The organism is Serratia marcescens subsp. marcescens ATCC 13880 (genome assembly GCF_017299535.1).
In the GTDB taxonomy this organism is placed as follows: domain Bacteria; phylum Pseudomonadota; class Gammaproteobacteria; order Enterobacterales; family Enterobacteriaceae; genus Serratia; species Serratia marcescens.
The window spans coordinates 2,201,237-2,221,988 of record NZ_CP071238.1; the positions used below are offsets into that span (position 1 = coordinate 2,201,237).

General features: G+C 61.0%; 21 protein-coding genes. 5 read left to right on the forward strand and 16 right to left on the reverse strand.

What is annotated here, in order from left to right:
* Positions 1 to 75: 75 nt before the first annotated feature.
* Positions 76 to 1,470, reverse strand: coding sequence for an MFS transporter (locus tag J0F90_RS10590; protein ID WP_033640532.1), 1,395 nt, complete (start codon positions 1,468 to 1,470; stop codon positions 76 to 78).
* A gap of 231 nt (positions 1,471 to 1,701) precedes the next feature.
* Between J0F90_RS10590 and kdgR the strand changes: the two genes are divergently transcribed.
* On the forward strand, positions 1,702 to 2,493 hold the full coding sequence (kdgR, locus tag J0F90_RS10595; RefSeq protein WP_028128163.1) for a DNA-binding transcriptional regulator KdgR: 792 nt from the start codon (positions 1,702 to 1,704) through the stop codon (positions 2,491 to 2,493).
* Between the two features lie 45 nt (positions 2,494 to 2,538).
* Here the strand turns inward: kdgR and J0F90_RS10600 are convergent, their stop codons facing one another.
* The 5 genes from J0F90_RS10600 to phnR all read right to left on the reverse strand — a co-directional run bounded on the left by J0F90_RS10600 (position 2,539) and on the right by phnR (position 7,247).
* The gene (locus tag J0F90_RS10600) at positions 2,539 to 3,342 is read right to left on the reverse strand and encodes an ABC transporter permease (RefSeq protein ID WP_033640530.1); all 804 of its coding nucleotides are present in this window, start codon (positions 3,340 to 3,342) and stop codon (positions 2,539 to 2,541) included.
* 2 nt (positions 3,343 to 3,344) lie between these two features.
* Entirely contained in the window at positions 3,345 to 4,208 is an 864-nt protein-coding gene (phnU, locus tag J0F90_RS10605) for a 2-aminoethylphosphonate ABC transporter permease subunit (RefSeq protein ID WP_016927992.1), read from the reverse strand.
* 1 nt (position 4,209) lies between these two features.
* On the reverse strand, positions 4,210 to 5,334 hold the full coding sequence (gene phnT, locus J0F90_RS10610; protein ID WP_042705821.1) for a 2-aminoethylphosphonate ABC transport system ATP-binding subunit PhnT: 1,125 nt from the start codon (positions 5,332 to 5,334) through the stop codon (positions 4,210 to 4,212).
* Positions 5,335 to 5,342: 8 nt separating this feature from the next.
* Positions 5,343 to 6,353, reverse strand: a complete 1,011-nt coding sequence (locus J0F90_RS10615; protein WP_033640527.1) for a 2-aminoethylphosphonate ABC transporter substrate-binding protein — start codon at positions 6,351 to 6,353, stop codon at positions 5,343 to 5,345.
* Between the two features lie 174 nt (positions 6,354 to 6,527).
* Positions 6,528 to 7,247, reverse strand: a complete 720-nt coding sequence (phnR, locus tag J0F90_RS10620; protein ID WP_033640526.1) for a phosphonate utilization transcriptional regulator PhnR — start codon at positions 7,245 to 7,247, stop codon at positions 6,528 to 6,530.
* 154 nt (positions 7,248 to 7,401) lie between these two features.
* Between phnR and phnW the strand changes: the two genes are divergently transcribed.
* Positions 7,402 to 8,505, forward strand: coding sequence for a 2-aminoethylphosphonate--pyruvate transaminase (gene phnW, locus J0F90_RS10625; RefSeq protein WP_033640525.1), 1,104 nt, complete (start codon positions 7,402 to 7,404; stop codon positions 8,503 to 8,505).
* A 9-nt stretch (positions 8,506 to 8,514) separates the two neighbouring features.
* A complete protein-coding gene (gene phnX, locus J0F90_RS10630) occupies positions 8,515 to 9,324 on the forward strand; it encodes a phosphonoacetaldehyde hydrolase (protein ID WP_033640524.1) in 810 nt (269 codons plus the stop codon).
* Between the two features lie 63 nt (positions 9,325 to 9,387).
* Here the strand turns inward: phnX and J0F90_RS10635 are convergent, their stop codons facing one another.
* The 4 genes from J0F90_RS10635 to J0F90_RS10650 all read right to left on the reverse strand — a co-directional run bounded on the left by J0F90_RS10635 (position 9,388) and on the right by J0F90_RS10650 (position 13,945).
* Positions 9,388 to 10,779, reverse strand: coding sequence for an L-cystine transporter (locus J0F90_RS10635; protein WP_033640523.1), 1,392 nt, complete (start codon positions 10,777 to 10,779; stop codon positions 9,388 to 9,390).
* 181 nt (positions 10,780 to 10,960) lie between these two features.
* Positions 10,961 to 11,509 (reverse strand): metal-dependent hydrolase, encoded by a 549-nt coding sequence (locus J0F90_RS10640; protein WP_004931456.1) that lies wholly within the window; start codon positions 11,507 to 11,509, stop codon positions 10,961 to 10,963.
* A 422-nt stretch (positions 11,510 to 11,931) separates the two neighbouring features.
* Positions 11,932 to 12,597 (reverse strand): hexitol phosphatase HxpB, encoded by a 666-nt coding sequence (gene hxpB / locus J0F90_RS10645; protein WP_033640522.1) that lies wholly within the window; start codon positions 12,595 to 12,597, stop codon positions 11,932 to 11,934.
* Positions 12,598 to 12,664: 67 nt separating this feature from the next.
* Entirely contained in the window at positions 12,665 to 13,945 is a 1,281-nt protein-coding gene (locus tag J0F90_RS10650; RefSeq protein WP_033640521.1) for an HdeD family acid-resistance protein, read from the reverse strand.
* Between the two features lie 185 nt (positions 13,946 to 14,130).
* Here J0F90_RS10650 and J0F90_RS10655 point away from each other — a divergent pair, with 185 nt between their 5' ends.
* The gene (locus J0F90_RS10655; protein WP_004931453.1) at positions 14,131 to 14,691 is read left to right on the forward strand and encodes a YniB family protein; all 561 of its coding nucleotides are present in this window, start codon (positions 14,131 to 14,133) and stop codon (positions 14,689 to 14,691) included.
* Positions 14,692 to 14,726: 35 nt separating this feature from the next.
* On the opposite strand, the gene J0F90_RS10660 is transcribed toward J0F90_RS10655, so the two are convergent.
* The 6 genes from J0F90_RS10660 to ghoS all read right to left on the reverse strand — a co-directional run bounded on the left by J0F90_RS10660 (position 14,727) and on the right by ghoS (position 19,800).
* Positions 14,727 to 15,596, reverse strand: coding sequence for a fructosamine kinase family protein (locus J0F90_RS10660; RefSeq protein ID WP_004931452.1), 870 nt, complete (start codon positions 15,594 to 15,596; stop codon positions 14,727 to 14,729).
* Between the two features lie 236 nt (positions 15,597 to 15,832).
* The gene (locus J0F90_RS10665) at positions 15,833 to 16,687 is read right to left on the reverse strand and encodes a metal ABC transporter permease (RefSeq protein ID WP_033640520.1); all 855 of its coding nucleotides are present in this window, start codon (positions 16,685 to 16,687) and stop codon (positions 15,833 to 15,835) included.
* Positions 16,687 to 17,547, reverse strand: coding sequence for an iron/manganese ABC transporter permease subunit YfeC (yfeC, locus tag J0F90_RS10670; RefSeq protein ID WP_033640519.1), 861 nt, complete (start codon positions 17,545 to 17,547; stop codon positions 16,687 to 16,689). Before yfeC ends, J0F90_RS10665 begins: the two co-directional genes overlap by 1 nt.
* Positions 17,547 to 18,437 carry a manganese/iron ABC transporter ATP-binding protein gene (locus tag J0F90_RS10675; RefSeq protein ID WP_033640518.1) on the reverse strand — a complete coding sequence of 297 codons (891 nt, stop codon included), beginning with the start codon at positions 18,435 to 18,437 and terminating at the stop codon, positions 17,547 to 17,549. Before J0F90_RS10675 ends, yfeC begins: the two co-directional genes overlap by 1 nt.
* Positions 18,434 to 19,369 (reverse strand): metal ABC transporter substrate-binding protein, encoded by a 936-nt coding sequence (locus J0F90_RS10680; RefSeq protein WP_033640517.1) that lies wholly within the window; start codon positions 19,367 to 19,369, stop codon positions 18,434 to 18,436. Before J0F90_RS10680 ends, J0F90_RS10675 begins: the two co-directional genes overlap by 4 nt.
* A 131-nt stretch (positions 19,370 to 19,500) precedes the next feature.
* Positions 19,501 to 19,800 carry a type V toxin-antitoxin system endoribonuclease antitoxin GhoS gene (gene ghoS / locus J0F90_RS10685; RefSeq protein WP_016927977.1) on the reverse strand — a complete coding sequence of 100 codons (300 nt, stop codon included), beginning with the start codon at positions 19,798 to 19,800 and terminating at the stop codon, positions 19,501 to 19,503.
* A 109-nt stretch (positions 19,801 to 19,909) separates the two neighbouring features.
* On the opposite strand from ghoS, the gene J0F90_RS10690 reads away from it, so the two are divergent.
* On the forward strand, positions 19,910 to 20,575 hold the full coding sequence (locus J0F90_RS10690) for a transglycosylase SLT domain-containing protein (RefSeq protein WP_033640516.1): 666 nt from the start codon (positions 19,910 to 19,912) through the stop codon (positions 20,573 to 20,575).
* Positions 20,576 to 20,752 lie beyond the last annotated feature (177 nt).

Here is a 20,752-nt window from a genome sequence, read left to right on the forward strand (position 1 = left end):
GCACTCGACGCGGCCCGGCTCAGGCAGGCCGCGTCGGTTTTAAAATCGATTGGGTTCCGGCTCTTTCAATGTCCTCTATTTCACCTCGCGGCTAGGCTGCGCCGTTTGCGCGGTCGATTGGGTGATGCGCAGGCCGCTGACCGCCGCCGCCAGGGTAGCGAACACGCCGGCCAGGATCAGCGAAGCGTGGGTGCCGGAGGTAGGGAACAGGTTGAACATCAGCGCCACCAGCGCGGCCCCCGAGGTTTGCCCCAGCAGGCGGGCGGTGCCCAGCATGCCGCTGGCGCCGCCGCTGCGGTTGCGCGGCGCGGCGGAGATGATGGTGTGGTTGTTGGGCGACTGGAACAGGCCGAAGCCGGCGCCGCATAGCACCATGCGCCAGATGATGTCCATATTCGACGGCGCCGCCGGCAGCAGCGCCAGCGAAAACAGCCCGAGCGCGAACACCGCCAGCCCAATGCAGCCCAGCAGGCCGGCGTGCACGCGCTCCACCAGCCGACCGGCGATCGGCGCCATCACCACGATTGCCAGCGGCCACGGCGTCAGCAGCAGCCCGGTCGCCACCTCGTCGCGGCCCAACGCGGTTTGCAGGAAGAACGGCAACGACACCATCGCCAGCATTTGCGCGGCGAACGAACAGATTGAGGTGCCCATCGACAGGGCGAAGATCGGGATACGCAGCAGGTCGACGGGCAGCAGAGGGAATTCCTGGCGCAACTGACGGCGCACGAACACCGCGCCAATCGCCAGCAGTGCGGCGATTTCGCTGAAGATCAGCGTCAGGCTCTGGCCCTGGGCGAAGCCGCTGATGGCGGTGATCAGCAGGCCGAAGGTCAGCGCGTTCAGCACCGCGCTGGTGGGATCGAAACGGCGGTTATCGCTTTTTTGGCCGTTGGCCGGCAGGAATTTCATCCCCAGCAGCAGCGCGACGATGCCGATCGGCAGGTTGATGGCGAACAGCCACTGCCAGGACGCGACCGAAAGGATAGCGGCCGCCACCGTCGGCCCGGCCGCCGAGGAGCAGGCGACAATCAGCGAGTTGATGCCCATGCCGCGGCCGAGAAAACGCTGCGGGTAGATGATGCGGATCAGCGCGGTGTTGACGCTCATGATGGCGGCGGCGCCAAAGCCCTGCAGCACGCGGGCGATGGTCAGGGTGAGCAGCGAGTCGGACAGGGCGCAGAACAGTGAGGTGATGCTGAACACCAGCAATCCGGCCTGATAGATGCGGCGATAGCCGACCAGATCGCCGAGCGACGCCAGCGACAGCAAAGAGACGGTGATCGCCAGTTGATAGGCGTTGACCACCCAGATGGAGCTGGCCGGGCTGGCGTTGAGATCGCGCGCGATGGTGGGCAGCGCCACGTTGGCTATCGCGCCGTCGAGCACGGATACGGTAATGCCGAGGGCGATGGCGAGGATCGCCCCATAGCGTTGCGGGACGGGGAGGCCGTCGGAACAAGGACGCATGTTGGTCTCAGCGGTATTTATTCAGGGGAGTATTATCATGCTAATCATATTCGCCCGTGATTGCATGCCCCTTGTCCGCTTAATTGTAAACGGCGGTGAGCGGGCCAACGGTTATCCATTTGGCTTCAATTGCTTAGCGTTCAGCCGCGTTGCGCGCTGCGATCTGTTCCGATTATACTGAAACCCTTGTTTAAATTTCCTGAAACAAAACCGTTAAGTAGGGTATGCACCATGGCTAACGCAGATTCAGACAAGCAACCGGATGCCGTCTCATCCGTGATGAAAGTGTTCGGCATTCTGCAGGCGCTTGGCGATGAGCGCGAGATTGGCATTACCGAACTGTCCCAACGGGTGATGATGTCTAAAAGCACCGTCTACCGTTTTCTGCAGACCATGAAAGCGCTGGGCTACGTTTCGCAGGAGGGCGAGACGGAAAAGTATGCGCTGACGCTCAAGCTGTTCGAACTGGGCGCCAAATCGTTGGAGAACGTCGATCTGATCCGCAGCGCCGACGTGCAGATGCGTGAACTGTCGAACCGCACCCGCGAAACCATCCACCTCGGCGCTCTGGATGAGGACGGTATCGTCTATATCCACAAGATCGACGCGATGTACAACCTGCGCATGTATTCGCGCATCGGTCGCCGTAACCCGCTGCACAGCACCGCCATCGGTAAAGTGCTGCTGGCCTGGCGCGATCGGGATGAGGTGGCGCAGATCTTGTCGCAGATTGAATTTACCCGCAGCACCGAGCATACCTTGGCCAGCGCCGCCGAACTGTTGCCGGTGCTGGATCGGGTACGAGCGCAGGGATTCGGCGAAGATGCCGAAGAGCAGGAGGCGGGGATCCGCTGCATCGCCGTACCGGTCTTCGATCGGTTCGGGGTGGCGATCGCCGGGCTGAGCATCTCTTTCCCGACGCTGCGTTTTTCCGACGCGGCGCGGGAGGAGTATGTGGCGTTGCTGCACGTCGCCGCCCGACGCATTTCCGAGCTGCAGGGCTATCACGACTACCCGTTCTGACCTGCGTTTCGATGAGCAAGGCGCCGCCATGGCAGCGCCTTGCTGTTATTTCGCGCCGGGCGTCAGCCGCTGCGCAATCCGCTCCAGCACTAACATCAGCAACAGCGTGGCCGCCACCAGGATCATGGTCAGCGTCGCGCCGTTGGCGATGCTGCCGCGATCGGTCAGGCTGAAGATCGTGACCGGCAGCGTCGCCCAACTCGGCGGGTAGATCATCATGGTCGCGCCCAGTTCCCCCATCGACAGCGACAGGCTGAGCGCGAAGGCGGAGATCATGTAGGGGGCGATCATCGGCAGGGTGACGTGGCGCAGGCGGAACAGCGGCGAAGCGCCCAGGCTGGCGGCGACGTTCTCGTAGTCGCCAGGCAGCCGGGTCAACCCGGCCATCACGTTGCCGAAGGTAAAGGCGGAAATCAGCACGAAGTGAGCGGCGGGCACGATCAGGAAGGTGCCGTTCATCTGCAGCGGCCCCTGGCTGAACGCCACCAGCATCCCCAAACCGATAGAGACCGAAGGCACCGCGCTGGGAATGAAAAACAGCGTGCCCAGCAGCCGTCGGCCGCGTTCAGGCGCGTGGCGCAGCGCCAGCGCCGCCCAGGTGCCGCACAACAGCGCGAACAGGCTGGCGCTGAAACCGATAGCCAGACTGGCGACCAGCGCGTCCCAGGAGGCGCCGCTGAACGCCTGGCGGAAGTGGTTGAGGGTGAAACCGCTCGGCAGCACGCCGTTCCACTGTTCACTGAGGCTGGACATCAGGATCACCGCCAGCGGCAGGCAGAAGAACAGGGCGAACAGCGAGATCGTCAACGTGCAGGTCAGGGTGCGTCCGGTGCGGGACCATATCAACATCGTCAGTTCCTCAGCCCGGCGCGCGCCGCGGCGTAGCGGTAAAGGGAAAACAGCCCGAGCGACAGCGCGATATTCACGACGGCGATCGTGCAGGCGACGGCGTAATCCGACTCCAGAATCGCTTTGGTGTAGACCATCATCGGCAGCGTGGTGACGCCCTTGGCGCCGATAAACAGCACGATGCCGAACTCATTGGTGGTCAACAGCAGGCACAGGCTGCCACCGGCCAGCAAGGCCGGCAGCGCGGCCGGTAAAATCACCTGGCGCACCACGCGCCCCGGCCGGGCGCCGAGAATGCTGGCGGCCTCGAGCTGGCTGCGATCGATCTGCGACAATGCCGCCATCAGCGGGCGCATCACCAGCGGCGTAAACACGGTAATTTCCGCCAGGATCACCCCCCAGATGGAGTAAAGAAAGTCCACCGGCGGCAGGGTGAAACCGAAGGCCGTCATCAGCGTGCCGTTCAGCAGACCGGCGGAGCCGTAGATAAAGGTGAAGGCCAGCGTGATCAGGAAGGTCGGCATGGCGATAAAGGTATCGATCACCCGGGCGATCAGTCGGCTGCCGGGGAACGGCGTGAACACCAGCAGCAGCGACAGCAGGGTGCCGAGCACCAGGCAGCCCAGCGTCGCCAGCAGCGCAATCTGCAGCGTGTTGAGCAGAGCGCTGACAAAGCGCCGGGATTCGAACACCTGTTGCAGCGCGGCGGCGCTGAATAGCCCCTGATCGTCGGTAAACGCCTGTTTGACGATCAGCGCCAACGGGTAGAAAAACAGCGTCGCCAGCACCAGCAGCGGCAGCAGGATCCACAGACTGCGCGGGAAACGCAGCCGCAGGGCCGGGCGAATAAGCGTAGAGTCGGTCATGTCAGTCCTCGATCAGTACCGCATCGTCGGGGGCGAAATAGAGCGGCACGCGCTCGCCGATCTGCGGCATCCGGCTGCGATGGGTGGTGACCACGCGCAGCGAATGGCCTTGTACCTCGAACTGCAGGTGCGTCAGCTCCCCCTGCCAATGAATATCGCGCAGCGTACCGATGAGGCAGTTGCTGCGCTGGGCGTCGGCATCGAGCGCAATATGCTGCGGCCGGATGCACAGCAGCTTGTCGAAACCGCGTTGTGCGCCGTAGGTGAAACAGCCGATCACTTTGCCGGCGCAGCTGACGGTGGTCATGCCTTGCCCGGTGGTGGTCTCCAGCGCGGTGGCCGGCAGCAGGTTGGCGCGCCCAAGGAACTCGGCGGCGAAGCGATTGGTCGGATGGTGGTACAACGCGCGGGTTTCGCCGTGGGCGATCAGGTGACCGTCGCGCATGATGCCGATCTTGTCCGCCAGCGTCAGCGCTTCGCCCTGATCGTGGGTGACGTACAGGATGGTCAGCTCTGGGAGCTCGCGGTGCAGGCGGGCGATCTCTTCCACCATGCTGTGACGGATTTGCGCGTCCAGCGCCGACAGCGGCTCATCCAGCAGCAAGACTTTGGGGCGCACCGCAATGGCGCGAGCGATAGCCACCCTCTGCTGTTGGCCGCCGGAAAGCTGGCTGGGATAGCGCTTGGCGTAGGCGGACATGCCGACGATGGCCAACGCTTCTTCGACGCGCTCGGCGGTCAGGCCGCGCGGCTTGCCTTGCGCGCGCAGGCCGAACGCCACATTGTCCTCGACGCGCATATGCGGAAACAGTGCGTAGTTCTGTACCACCATGCCCAGGCCGCGCTCATAGGGCGGCACGTCGGTGACATCGATGTCACCGATGGCGATGCGTCCGGCGGAGGGCTGCACGAATCCGGCGATCGCCCGCAGCACGGTGGTTTTGCCCGAGCCGGAGGGGCCGATCAGCGCCAGCACTTCGCCGGGGGCGATGGTGAGCGTGAGGGGTTTCAGCACCTCGGTGCTGCGATACGACACGCTGACGCGGTTGAGCTGAATGCCCGACGGCCCGGCGATGTCGAGGCTGCTATCCCGCGCCTCGGTGCGGGAAGAGAGGGTAGAAGGCATCGTCAGCGTCATTCGGTCACCTGGCGCCAGCGGGAGATATCGGCGGACAGGCTGCTCACCACCTGGTCCCAGTCCGGCGCCCAGATGTCCACGCCTTTCAGCGCCGCCTGCGACTGCCTGAAGTTATCGTCGGTCGGGGTGACGTCCTTGCGCACCGGCATACCGTAGGAAATGGCGCTGACGCTGCTCTGCGCTTCTTTGCTCAGCAGGAAGTCGATCAGTTTTTTGCCGTTGGCGCTTTGCGGCGCGCCTTGCACCAGGCCGATGTAGTAAGGCAGCACCAGCGTGCTGCGTTTGCCGTCCGGCCCGGCTGGCCAGAACACCTTCACGTTCGGGTTGCTGCGCATCTGCGCCAGATTCATCTGCAGATCGCCGTTGGCCACCAGCAACTCGCCTTTATTGACCAGCGCGGTCAGCTTGCCGGTGGAGGCCGAAGGGCCGACGTTGTTGTTTTGCAGCTTGCCGAGGTAGTCGAAACCGGCATCTTTGCTGCCGAAGCTGTGAAACGCCTGCAGCATCACCGCGGTGCCGTCACCCGCCTGACCCGGCGTGGAGTACTGCAGCTTATTGCGGAATTGCGCGTCCAGCAGTTGTTGATAGCTGGCGGGCGCCTGCGGCAGCAGTTTGGCGTTATAGATGAAGCTCAGGTAGTTATTCACCAGCGGCACGAACTGCGGCTGGGCGTCGGCGATCTGCGCCGCATCCTGCGGGGTGAAATCCTGCAGCAGTTTTTCCGCGGCGGCGCGCTGGATGAACGGCGGCAGCGTCACCAGCACGTCGGCCTGCGGGTTGCTGCGCTCCTTCGACAGGCGTTCCACGATGGCGCCGGAGCCGCCTTCGACGTACTGCACCTTGACGCCGGTCGCCTTGGTGAAGGCGTCGAACTGGGTTTGATACCAGCTGTGATCGCCGTCGTGCAGACCATCGGCGGAGTAGACGGTCACCACCGCGTCGGCGGCCCAGGCCGGCGCGGCGCCGAGTGCGATGGCGGTCATCACGACCAGACGAGAGAATTTCATAGCTTCAGCCTCACTGTGCGGGTTTATGCGAAACTGGTATACACCAGATATGCGGCCAAGCTAATCGGCAAATATGACAAACAAATGAAAGCGGCAAAATATAGTTGCCGGAGACGGGGATTAGGCGTGGGAGAGAAAGGCGGAGCGGCAGGCGCAGCCCCGGCATGCAGGGGGTTAAAGCGTATCGACTTCGATGCGCAGGCTGTCGTGGCGCCAGTATTCGATATCGAAATCGAGAATGCGGCCGTGCTGATCGTAATTCAACCGGCGCAGCAGCAACGCGGGCAGGCCGACCATGGCGCCGAGCGCGTTGGCGGCGCGATAAGGCAGGGCGGTCGGGTAGAACGACAGGTGCATGTTGCTGTAAATCAAATCGTAATGCTGTTGATAAACCTCGGTCAGGCTGCCGTTGAGATCGTGACTGAGCAGTGCCGGCACCCGCTGCGGCAGGCAGTGGTTCTCGCAATAGCAGATGGCGCGGCCGTCGGCATACCGCACGCGGCGCAGCAGATACACCTGATCGAAGGGTTCGAGCGCCAGCGACTGCATCACGTCGAGCGGCACCGTGGTTTTTTCGCCGGACAGCAGTGCGGTGCGCGGCGTGCGCCCTTGCTCCTGACAGAGACGGTGGAAGTTGGTGTTCTGCGTCGGATCCAGCCACAGCCGTTCCGGCGTGACGAACCAGCCGCGGCGATCGGCGCGGTAGATGGCGCCGGTGGCTTCCAATTGCGCCAGGCTTTCGCGAATGGTGACGCGGCTGGTGGAGAAGATGGCGCACAGCTCGCGCTCCGAAGGCAGCTTATCGCCGGCCTGTAGCGCGCCGCGGGTGATGCGCGCCTGAAGCTGATCCTTGATCTGCAGGTAGTGAGGCATATCGCCCTGATGTTCTTTCATTTCGTCTCGCTATGGCATCGGCCCGACATTCCGGCACGCGCTTATTATACATAGCCAGATGAATTTTTTGTTTCACCGCGCTTTGTCGTTTGACCGGGGCAGGAATTTGCCGCCACAATGCGCGCAATCTGGTATAGACCAATAGGTGAATAACATGTCCGATCGTAACTACCTGCTGTTGACCCCCGGCCCGTTGACCACGTCGAAAACGGTGAAAGAGGCGATGCTGTATGACAGCTGCACCTGGGATGAAGATTACAACCTCGGCGTGGTACAGCGCATTCGCCAACGGTTGGTGGCGCTGGCGACGCCGTCCGCCGGTTATACCTCGGTGCTGCTGCAAGGCAGCGGCAGCTTCGCGGTAGAGGGCGTGCTGGGCACGGTCATCGGCCCGCAGGACAAGCTGCTGATCGTCAACAACGGCGCCTACGGGGCGCGGATGATCGAAATGGCGCGGCTGATGGATATCGACCACCACGCTTTCGACTGCGGTGAGGTGAATGAACCGGATGTGACGGCGATGGAGGCGGTGCTGAAAAGCGATGCGCGCATCAGCCATATCGCCATGGTGCACTGTGAAACCACCACCGGCATGCTCAACCCGCTGCAGAAGGTTGCCGGTCTGGCGGCGCGCAACGGCAAGACCTTTATCGTCGACGCCATGAGCAGCTTCGGCGGCATTCCGTTGGATGTGGACGCGCTGGGCATCGATTTTCTGATCAGCTCCGCCAACAAATGCATTCAAGGCGTGCCGGGCTTCGCTTTTGTCATCGCCCGCCGCAGCGAGCTGGAGAAATGCGCCGGCCGTTCACGCTCGCTGTCGCTGGATCTGTATGCCCAGTGGCGTTGTATGGAGGATCAGGCCGGCAAATGGCGCTTTACGTCGCCGACCCACACCGTGCTGGCCTTCGCGCAGGCGCTGAAAGAGCTGGAACAAGAGGGCGGCATTGCCGCGCGCCACCACCGCTATCAGACTAATCAGCGTCGGCTGGTGGCGGGCATGCGCGAGCTGGGCTTTGAAACCCTGCTGGACGATGCGCTGCATTCGCCGATCATCACCGCGTTCTATTCGCCGAAGGCCGACACTTACCGCTTCGCCGAGTTTTATCAGCGCCTGAAGCAGCAAGGTTTCGTGATTTATCCCGGCAAAGTGTCGCAGAGCGACTGCTTCCGCATCGGCAACATCGGGGAAATTTATCCGCAGGATATCGAACGTTTGCTGGCGGCCGTCGGGCAGGCGATGTACTGGAATCAATAAGGATTGACCATGAAACAGATCAACGCAGTGATCCTCGACTGGGCCGGCACCACGGTGGACTTTGGCTCCTTTGCGCCGACGCAGATTTTCGTCGAGGCGTTCAAACACACCTTCGATATCGATATTAGCCTGGCGGAAGCGCGCATTCCGATGGGCCTCGGCAAATGGCAGCACATCGAGGCGCTAGGCAAACTGCCGGCGGTCGACGCGCGTTGGCGACAGAAGCTGGGCCGCTCGATGAGCCATCAAGACATCGACGCGCTTTATCAGGCGTTTATGCCGCTGCAAATCGCCAAAGTGATCGACTTCGCCGATCCCATTGAGGGCGTGCCGCAGGTGATTGCCGGGCTGCGCGAACAGGGCATTAAAATCGGCTCCTGCTCCGGTTATCCGCGCGCGGTGATGGAGGTGCTGGCGCCGGCCGCCGCGCAGCGCGGTTACGCGCCGGATTACTGGGTCGCCACTGACGATCTCGCGGCCGGCGGGCGGCCGGGGCCGTGGATGGCGTTGCAGAACGTCATCGTGCTGGGCATCGATGCGGTGGCGCACTGCGTGAAGGTGGATGACGCGGTGCCGGGCATTGCCGAAGGGCTGAACGCCGGGATGTGGAGCGTCGGGCTGGCGCTGTCCGGCAACGAGTTCGGCGCTACCTGGTCGGAGTACCGTCAAATGGCGGCGGGGGAAATAGCGCAGCGTCGCACGGCGGCCGCCGATAAGCTGTACGCGGCGGGCGCGCATTATGTGATAGACACGCTGGCGCAATTACCGGATGTGATCGCCGATATCAACCGGCGGCTGGCGAACGGCGAGCGGCCGTAACGACCGAAAGCGGGGCATAAAAAAACCGGGGATAATCCCCGGTTTTTTTGTTCTGAGACGGCGTTAGCGGTGAGCCAGTTCGACTTCGTCTTCGCTGTCCATCACGGCTTTGTCGGTTTGCTTCATCAGCTGGCTGGTGATGGTACCTGCCGCCATGGAGCCGTTGACATTCAGCGCGGTGCGGCCCATGTCGATCAACGGTTCGACCGAGATCAGCAGCGCGACCAGCGTCACCGGCAGGCCCATCGCCGGCAGCACGATCAGCGCGGCGAAGGTGGCGCCGCCGCCCACGCCCGCCACACCGGCGGAGCTGATGGTGACGATGCCGACCAGGGTGGCGATCCACACCGGATCCAGCGGGTTGATGCCGACGGTCGGCGCAACCATCACCGCCAGCATCGCCGGGTAGAGGCCCGCACAGCCGTTCTGGCCAATGGTGGCGCCGAACGACGCCGAGAAGCTGGCGGTGGATTCCGGCACGCCCAGACGACGGGTCTGCGCTTCCACGTTCAATGGAATGCTGGCGGCGCTGGAGCGGCTGGTGAAGGCGAAGGTGATCACCGGCCACACCTTGCGGAAGAACTTCATCGGGTTCACGCCGGTGAAGGCCAGCAGGATGGCATGTACCACGAACATGATGGCCAGGCCGATGTAGGAGGCCACCACGAAGCTGCCGAGCTTGACGATGTCGTGAATGTTGGAACCGGCGACCACTTTGGTCATCAGCGCCAGCACGCCATACGGCGTCAGCTTCATGACCAGACGCACCAGCTTCATCACCCAGGCCTGCAGGGTGTCGATAGCCACCAACACGCGCTCGCCTTTCGGCTTGTCGTCTTTCAGCAGCTGCAGCGACGCCACGCCGAGGAAGGTGGCGAAAATCACCACGCTAATGATCGACGTCGGGCTGGCGCCGGTCAGATCGGCGAACGGGTTTTTCGGGATGAACGACAGCACCATCTGCGGCACGGTCAGGTCGGCCAGTTTGCCCACGTAGTTGGTCTGGATCGCCGTCAGGCGCGCGCTTTCCTGCGCGCCCTGCACCAAGCCTTCGGCGGTCAGGCCGAACAGGTTGGTGACCAGCACGCCCACCAGCGCGGAGATCAGCGTGGTGAACAGCAGCGTGCCGATAGTCAGTACGCTGATTTTGCCCAGAGAAGAGGCGTTATGCAGCTTGGCCACCGCGCTCAGGATCGAGGCGAACACCAGCGGCATGACGATCATTTGCAGCAGTTGCACATAGCCGTTGCCGACGATGTTGAACCAGCTGATGGATTCTTTCAGTACCGGGTTGTCGGAGCCGTACACCAGCTGCAGGCCCAGACCGAACACCACGCCGACCACCAGGCCGACCAGCACTTTTTTCGCCAGGCTCCATTGCTTGTGGCGGGTTTGCGCCAGCAGCAAAAGGAGCGCGACAAACACCAGCACGTTAATCACGAGCGGAAGATTCATCCCCAATGTCTCCAATAATCTTTCTTATAAAAACGACAACGCATCACGTATGTCGCGATGTAAATATCGTAACAGTTTGCCGAGTGGCCCACTTATATCCAAATGGAATTTGATATAGCTTTTTGTGTGTTTTTGTTCGTTTTATATACTTCAAGGTGATGGGTTGAGCGTTTTTTTGTGATCAGAGTCTGATATTTCTGATTTGCTCGACATAGGATTGCACCGGCAGGGTGAAATCACCTTGCCAGCAGATGGCAAACGCCACCAGGCACAGACACAGCACCCGCTCCAGCTGGTTGCCTTTTTGCGAGTTGAGCAGCGGCAGGCGAAAACGCCAGCGGCATGGCCACAGCAGCGGCACGCCGGCGGGGGTGAGCATATCGGCCAGCAGATGGCTGAAGTAACCGATGATCATGGCGTGCAGCGCGTCGGCAGGGATCGGCCAGCTGCGCGGCACGTCCAGCTGGAACAGCGCCATGCCGCCGGCGATCGCCAGCAGGCTGTGGGTGAAACCGCGGTGGCCGAAGGCGCGGGCGATGGGCAAGGCGATCCAGCGCAGGCGCTGGCCCAGCACCGACTTGGGGTGATCGATGTCCGGCAGCAGCGAGGTCAGCAGCGCGGCGGGTATGATGTGCCACCAGTCGCCGGTAGCCAGCTCTGGCGTCACTTCCGCCTTCTTGGCGAAGATCGCGCAAGCGACAGAGAATATAAGGTGTCCTTCCGCGGTCATGCTGTTGCGATTCCGGCTGGTAAACTGTTAATTTATCCAGTATATGGGAAAATTCCCAGTAGTGGAAGCAGTTACCCTGTAACCAATTGTTTATTTTTCCCTGTTTTACAACGGCTTGTTACGGCAATGCGTAACAAATCATCGATTTTGACGGGCGAGAACAAAAAGCGGGCAATGGGTGATGCATTAAGATGAGAAAAAAGGACGGTGGCTTGGCGTGTGGCGGGAGGAAGCGGCGGCCCTGAACAGCGCTGCGTGGCAGTGACAACGCTCCGCGGACCGTCGCTTTCCTGCCGCCCAGCATAATAATAACAACATGCTAATTCAATAATAATGAAACGCTGTTTTGTTTATTTTGCGGTACGGATCCCTTTTATAACGCAGAGCGGCAAAAGCAGGGCGCCGGCGGCCGGCGCCGCTGGTCAGGCAAAGTGAGCGGCAGTGAGCTGTTCCAGGGTCTCCAGCTTGTGGTCTGCCAGCGCCCAGCGCGGATCGTGACGGTATTCGGCCGCCGGGATGACGATGGAACGCATGCGCGCGGCCTTGGTGGCGATCATGCCGTTAAAGGAGTCTTCCAGCGTGATGCAGCGCAGCGGATCGCTGCCCAGGCGTTCGGCGGCGATCAGGTAGACCTCCGGGTGCGGCTTGCTGTATGGCAGGTATTCGGCGGAAACCAGCTGATCGAAGTAACCTTCAAGATCGAACATCTTCAGCACCTGCCGTTGCATGTGCAGCGGCGAGGCGGAGGCGAGGCCGATGTTCAGCCCCTGACTGCGGCACAGCTCCAGCGCCTGCTGGACGCCCGGCAGCAGCGGGCGCGTCTCGTGCACCAGCTCGATGGCGCGCTCGATAATCCGCGCCGACACCTCATCGAGCGAAACCCCTTGCCACGGCATCGCCTGGTACCACATCTTCACCACCAGATCGATGCGCAGCCCCAGCGTGTCCGGCAGCTTGTGACGATCGGACAGATCCAAACCCAGCGCACCGAAGATATCCAGCTCGGCCTGCAGCCACAGCGGTTCCGAGTCGATCAACAAGCCGTCCATATCAAAAATTGCGGTTTCAATGCGTTGCGAATAAGCCATTAGCGGTTAACTCCTGTCGGCGCGGGTGGGTGAATGTGCCGACACTCTATCATCGCCGGCGGCGAGACTAAAATCTTTGCCTGCGCGTGTGGCTTTTGCCAAAGCGAAGGATAGTCCACATTTCGCGCAGCTTTAGCCACCAACGTTGGTGCTGGCGCTCGGTAACCTGTTGCAACATGCGCGCATAGTCCAGCACCAAGCCTGGCGTCCAGGTCATGCTTTCGCCACGGCTGCGCAGTACCGCCAGCATCCACAGGTTGGGATCCAGCACCAGCAGCAGAAAACGGCGCCACAGATGTTTATCGCCCAGCACGCCTTCCAACGCGCTGTCGAGCGCGCCGATGACCGTGGTGGAGCAGTTGCGCCGAGTCAGGTTGTAGGTGGCGTCCTGCCGATAACGCAGCCAGAATGCGCGCAGCGCCGCCGGGTTATAGCGGTAGAATTGAATTTTCTTGTCCGGTGGGCACCAGGCGGCGATCTCGCCCGGCAGGTCGGGCAGGAAACGCCCGTCGACGTTGTTCTGTTCGCCGGCATGCAACAACTGGCGGAAATCCTGAACGGAATGGCTGATGTCGTTGAGCGGGTAGTGGCTGATATATACATCCGGCGCGAGCGCCAGAGCGGCGTGACCGGTGGAGATATTGCCGCCGCCGTCGACCGCCGCGATGTATCGGTCGACGATGTAACGCCGGCGCGGATCTTTAGCCGCACCAATCGGTGTCCAGACATACACCGTGAGCGGTGCAGTCTCATCCTCCGGGGGCGGTGGCTGCCGCGCGGGGTGCTGATTCAGAGAGAAGCTTGTCAGTCTGCGGGCGATACGCAATAAGGCCCAGCCGGAAAGCACCATCATCACGCCGAGGCAAAAGGGCACCGTCATCCGATGCGGCGCTGGCCAGCCGACAAAAATCATCAATGAAAGCAGGATCTCACCGCCGCCCGCCAGCGCCACGCCTTTCCATCGACTGTGTTGAATCACCGTGGAGGAGGCGATGCGCACGGCGCCGTCAAGCAGCAGCGCGCTGCCAAACACCACGGTGGCAACGATGTTATCGTCTGCGGGCACGTCCAACGTTAAAAAGGCCATAAACACGAAGCCCAGCCCCTTCAGCAGCACCGGCCTGCTGGCCGAAGAGCCGATCACCAGCGCGGCGGATATCGCCACCAGTCCCTCCAGCGCCAGGATGATCGCCAGCGCATCCAGCGCCAGCATGGACCGGCCATCCTGCAGTATGTCGAACAGCATCAGCGCCCCTGCGGCTATCCACAGCCAACCGAACAGCACCAGCAGGCGGCGCTGGCCGTGCAGCGCCTGCGCGCCCAGCAATAAGATAATCAGTCGAATCATGGCGGCCTCTGCCCGAATGGATAACGTTATCTCTTCAATGATAGTGCCCGGATATCGTTAAGCAGTTGATTTTGTCGAATTCGGCTAAGCTTGTAGCACAGCGGGAATGAAGAAAACGGTGGGCGAGTTTCGCCAACTGCAGGTAGACTTAGCCGATTCGGTTACGTCGCTAACAAGGGGAACACATGACGTATCAACAGGCCGGGCGTATCGCCATTTTGAAACGCATTCTCGGATGGGTGGTTTTTATCCCGGCGTTGCTGTCGACGCTGATTTCCGTGCTGGGCTTTATCTATCAGCACAGTGAAAAAACCAAAGGCATCAACGCAGTGATGCTGGATTTTGTCCACGTGATGGTGGATATGGTGCGTTTCAATACGCCGTTCCTGAACCTTTTCTGGTACAACTCGCCGGTGCCTGACGTGGATAAAAGCCTGTTCAGCGGCGCCAATTTGATGTTCATCATCATCTATATATTGATCTTCGTCGGGCTGGCCTTGCAGGCTTCCGGCGCGCGCATGTCACGTCAGGTCAAGTTCATTCGCGAAGGGCTGGAAGATCAGATGATCCTGGAGCAGGCCAAGGGCAGCGAAGGGCACACGCGCCAGCAGTTGGAGGAGCGTATCACGCTGCCGCACCACACCATCTTCCTGCAGTACTTCCCGCTGTACATCCTGCCGATCGTGATTGCGGTGATCGCCTGGTTCGTGATCCGCTTGTTAGGGCAATTGGCCGGCGCGGCCTGAGCCATCAACGGGGCGCCGCTCGGCGCCCCGGAACGTTATGACGCCTCCGGCTGCAACAGCGCCTCCACCGCGCGTTGTGCCGCCACCAGATGCTGGCCGCCGAACAGGTTGCTGCGGTTGAGCAGATAGTACAGCTGATAAAGCGGCTGGCGCTCGATAAACCCGGCCCCCAGCGGCCACACGCTCTGATAGCCGTCGTAGATCTGCGGCGGCAGCTCCGGATACAGCGGCAGCATCGCCAAATCGCACTCTCGATCGCCCCAGTAACTGGCCGGGTCGAACAGAATCGGCCCGTGGGCGGTCATCGCGCAGTTGCCCGGCCACAGGTTGCCGTGCAACAGGGACGGTTGCGGCTGGTGGTGCTGCAAGCGCAGATACACCCGATCGACAATGTCGTCGATATCGCCGAAGGTCATGCCTTTCTCCGCGGCCAGCTGCAGCTGCCAGCCGATGCGCTGCTCGGCGAAGAATTCCGACCAGCGGCGCTGCCAGGCGTTGGGTTGCGGGGTGGTGGTCAGATCGCTGTCGAAGTCGAGACCGAACTGCGGTTGCTCGCTCCACTGGTGCAAATGCGCCAGCTGCTGGCCCAGGCAGTAGGCGCCGTGAGCATCGAGGGGTTTCAGCTGCTGATACTCCAGCAGCAGGAAGCTGTAGTCGCGATCGCTGCCGACGCCGTACACTTCCGGCACCCGCACGCTTTTGCTGCGCGCCAGCAACGCCAGCTGATCGGCTTCGGCGGTGAATATCGGCAGTTGTTCCCGGGCGTCGCATTTCACGAACACCTCGTTATCACCGTAACTCACGCGCCACGCCGGGTGAATGTCGCCCCCGGGCAGTTCAATCCTTTCGCGTATCTCTGCGCTGCCAAGATGTTCACTTAACAGACGGCTAACGGCTTGCCACATGGTATCTCCCCCTCTGTGCTGCCTGATAATTCATTAGGTTAGCGTCTTTCCCGTGGTGAAAACACGACGCGGCGCACAGCCGGCGTCAAAGGCGGCGATTTTTTCAACGGCTCGCCAGCTCAAAGTATATACCCTATTGATTAATTTAAGCGCAATACCGGTTGCAACTTGATGACAACGGATAAGCGAGGGAAAGATAGGATGCGGCGGGGAACCCCGCCGCATCAGAGGGGCGTTTAACTGCCCATTGGGGCGTTTTTGTTACCCTGTAACGGACGCAGCTTGCTGTACAACAAGGCGACAACGAACAGCACGGCCTGCACGATGACGATGCAGGGCCCGGTGGCGCCGTCGATGTGGAAGCTGATCAGGGTGCCGAGCACGCAGGAGAACACCGACACCACCGTCGCCGCCATCAGCATGCGATCAAACCGGCGGCACAGCATAAAGGCGATGATGCCGGGGGCGATCAGCATGGCGATCACCAAAATCACCCCCACGGCCTGCAGCGAGGCGACGATGGTCATCGCCAGCAGGCACAGCAGCCCGTAGTGCAGCAGCTTGACCGGCAGGCCAATCACCCGGGCGTGGTGCGGGTCGAAACAGTACAGCATGAAGTCTTTGCGCTTGAGCAACACCACCGCGAGGGTGATGCCGGCAATCAGCAGGGTTTGCTTCAGCTCGCCGTCGGTGATGCCCAGCATGTTGCCGAACAGAATGTGGCTCAGGTGCTGGTCGGTGTCGATGCGCGAGAACAGCACCAGGCCGAAGGCGAACATGCCGGAGAAAACGATGCCCATCACCGTGTCTTCTTTCACCCGGCTGTTCTCTTTCAGGTAGCCAGTGGCCACCGCGCAGAAGATGCCGGAAAGGAAGGCGCCGATCGCCAGCGGAATGCCGACCACGAACGCCACCACGATGCCGGGCAGCACCGCGTGCGAGATGGCATCGCCCATCAGCGACCAGCCTTTGAGCACCAGATAGCAGGAGAGCACGGCGCACACCACGCCGGTAACGATGGCGGCGACGATCGCTCGCTGCATGAACGGGTAGGCGAAGGGTTCGCTGAGCAGTTGGTAGAGCGTGTCCATCAGCGGCCTCCGGTTTGCGAATGCGCCACGCGACGTTTTGCCGCCAGCAGGCCGTGTTTCGGCGCGAAGAAGAACGCCGCCAGGAACACCAGCGTTTGCAGGGTGACGATCACGCCGCCGGTGGCGCCGTCGAGGAAGAAACTCAGATAGGCGCCGATACCGCTGGTCAATGCGCCGATGATGATGGCGATGATCACCAGCCGGCTGAAGCGGTCGGTCAGCAGGTAGGCGGTGGCGCCCGGGGTGATCACCATGGCGATCACCAGAATGGCGCCGACGGTTTGCAGCGCGGCGACGGTGCAGGCGCTGAGCAGGGTGAAGAACAGGATCTTCAGCTTTAGCGGCGACAGGCCGATCGACACCGCGTGGCTTTCGTCGAAGAACACCGCCAGCAGGTCTTTCCACACCAGGCACAGGATCAGCAGCGAAACGCCGATGATGATTTCCACCTGCAGCACGTCTTCGTCGGCGATGCCGAGGATATTGCCGAAGATGATCGACTGTACGTTGACCGAGGTGGGATTGAGCGAAACGATCAGCAGGCCGACGGCGAAGAAGGTGGAGAAGATAAAGCCGATGATGGCGTCTTCGCGCAGCCGGGTGATGTGGCGCACCAGCGTCATCGCCAGCGCCGCCAGCATGCCGGTGAAGAAGGCGCCGGCGGCGTAGGGCAGGCCGAGGGCATAGGCGCCGGCCACGCCGGGCACCACCGAGTGCGACAGCGCATCGCCCATCAGCGACCACCCTTTCAGCATCAGATAGGCGGACAGGAACGCGCAGGCGGCGCCGACGATGGCGCTGACCCAGATGGCTTTCACCATGTAGTTATAACTGAAAGGTTGCAGCAGAAGATCCAGCATCAGGATTGTTTCTCCCTGGCCTGGCTGTTGGCCGGCGGATCGCTCTTGGTGTGGCCGTAGAACACCGCCGGGCGTTCATCGTCGGTCAACACCGTAACGGTACGCGGATCGTTGTCGTCGTGCAGATCCGGACCGGAGAGGTTGATATGGCGCAGCACGCCGCCGAACGCCTGCTCCAGGTTGCTCTGCGTGAAGGTGGTTTCGGTCGGGCCGGCGGCCAGCACCGTGCGGTTGATGAGGATCACCCGATCGCAAAACTCCGGCACGCTGCCGAGGTTGTGGGTGGAGACCAGGATCAGATGCCCCTCGTCGCGCAATGCGCGAAGCAGCTCGATAATGGCATTCTCGGTTTTCACATCCACGCCGGTGAATGGCTCATCCAGCAGCAGCACGGTGCCCTGTTGCGCCAGCGCGCGCGCCAGAAACACGCGCTTTTTCTGGCCGCCGGACAGCTCGCCGATCTGCCGGCCGCGCAGCTCGCTGAGGCCGACGCGCTCCAGCGCCTTGTCGACCCGCAACCTGTCCTCGCGCGACGGAATGCGCAGGAAATTCATCTTGCCGTAGCGGCCCATCATCACCACGTCTTCCACCAGCACCGGGAAGTTCCAGTCGACGTCTTCGGTCTGCGGCACGTAGGCGATCAGATTCTTTTTCAGCGCGTCCGCCACCGGTTTGTCGCTCAGCGACACCCGGCCGGCGGTGGGTCTGACCAGGCCCATGATGCTTTTGAACAACGTCGATTTACCGCTGCCGTTGACGCCGACCAGCGCGCAGATCGAACCGCCGCTCAGGGTAAAGCTGGCGTTGTGAATGGCGGTGTGTCCGTTGTTGTAGGTCACGGTGACGTCGTCCACGTTCAACTCCGGGCGGACAAACGGTTCATGGGTCATTGATCGAATCCTTTGGCGATGGTTTGCACGGTGGTGTTGAGCAGGTCGATGTAGGTCGGCACTGGGCCATCGCGAGTGGACAGCGAGTCTACGTACAGCACGCCGCCGTATTTGGCGCCGGTTTCTTTCGCCACCTGCTTGGCCGGCTTGTCGGAAATGGTGCTCTCGCTGAACACCACCGGAATATGGTGGGCGCGCACGGCGTCGATCACCCGGCGCACCTGCTGCGGCGAGCCTTGCTCATCGGCGTTGATCGGCCACAGATAAACCTCTTTCAACTGATAGTCCTGCGCCAGGTAGCTGAAAGCGCCTTCACTGGTCACCAGCCAACGCTGTGCGGCCGGAATGCGCGCCAGGCGTTCGCGCAGCGGGGCGTCCAGCGCGCCGATTTTCTCTGCGTAGGCCTTGGCATTGCGGTTATAGGTTTCCGCATGGGCCGGATCGTGCTCCACCAGCGCCTTGCGAATGTTCTCGATATACACCAGCGCGTTGCTTGGCGACATCCAGGCATGCGGGTTCGGGTTGCCGTTATAGGGCCCTTCGCGGATCGGCAGCGGGGTAATGCCTTCGGTGACTACCGCCGCCGGCACCTGCTTGATGTTTTCGAAGAAACGCTGGAACCAGCGCTCCAGGTTCATGCCGTTCCACAGGATCAGGTCGGCGTGCTGCGCCTTGACGATGTCGCGCGGGGTCGGTTGATAGTCGTGGATCTCGGCGCCCGGCTTGGTGATGGATTCCACCACGGCGGCGTCACCGGCCACGTTCTGGGCGATATCCTGAATGATGGTGAAGGTGGTCACCACGCGCAGCTTTTTTTCCGCCAGCGCGTTTTGGCTGACCAAGGCGGCGCCGAGCAGCAGGCAGGCGAGCGTAAAAGGGCGTAACAGTGCGGCAGGGCGACTGCGATGAAAAGCGCAACTTATCAATGGCATGATGACGTCTCCTGGTTCAAATGAAAATGATTATCAATATCAATTGAAGCGAAGTCAAGCGTCACTTGCCCACCGCCGGCGGGGTATTTCTCCAACTGAAAAAATAATACCGTCCGGGGAGTTATAGCATTTTATGTATCAGTATGTAACCGCTGAAGGTAGTCCTCACAGCTGCATATCGCCACCTCCGGCTGTTTTCCCAATGCCAACTGCCCGAACCCCTGCGCCAGGCGCAGTACATCCTCTTGATCCAACACGGTTATGAACGCAAAACTGTTGCTGCCGAGTTCGTGGTGAACGCCATTTTCGTCTGTCACCGACGTGACAAAACCTTCGCGCGTCAATTGCCCGGTCAGCTTCGCCAGGTCGGTTAATCCCGCTTCCTGATAGCGAAAAGTCACCACAAAGCAGCTTGTTGCAGATTGACTCATAAATCACCTCTTGGTATATGGATAGCTTGAGATTAGCCCAAAAAATTACTGCAGGTGTCCTTACAAGTTGTATATGCTACGCAACTCATTGAAAGGAGTGAGGGATTCTGTGAAAACAAAAATAGGTTGCCTTACGGCAATTTTACTTTTGTCGGGGTGCGCCAAAGACCCGCAAACGGCAAGCAATATTTCAGGCAGTGGCACAACGCGCGGCGGTTGGTTAAAACCCCCTCCGCAGGCACCGGTAAACCGCACGGGCACCCCGGTTGCTTATAACGATTACATTCGTCAGGCGGCCAGCAACTATGGCGTTGACGAAACGCTGATTAAAGCGATTATTCAGGTGGAGTCCGGGTTTAACCCGAACGTGGTCAGCACCTCGAACGCAGTGGGATTGATGCAGCTTAAGGCTTCTACCGCCGGCCGCGACGCCTATCGCATGAAGGGACGAAGCGGGCAACCCAGCTCGCGTGAGCTGAAGGATCCGGCGGTCAATATTGATCTGGGAACGGCCTATATCAATATTCTTCAAAGCCAGCAGCTAGCCGGGATCAACAACCCACAGACTTTACGTTACGCCACTATCGTTTCGTACGCGAACGGGGCAGGCGCCATGTTGCGCACCTTCTCCTCGGACAAGCGCGTGGCGGTCAATCGCATCAATCAGATGAGCCCGGATGAGTTTTATCAGCACATCCAGAAAAAGCACCCGGCACCGCAGGCGCCGCGCTATTTGTGGAAGGTGACCACCGCCTATCAGGCGATGTCGCAGTAATCCTCTTTTTTGTCGAGTCGGCCGCTTAACGCGGCCGATTTTGTTTTCGGCACCGTTCCAGTGCGCGACCCACCTCTCATTTTTCGTTATTTCCTCACCGCTTATCGGAAAAACCGCACAAAAAGTTAAATTTACGTTAGCAGATAAATCTTTACGTTCATTCAATAAGTTACCGGT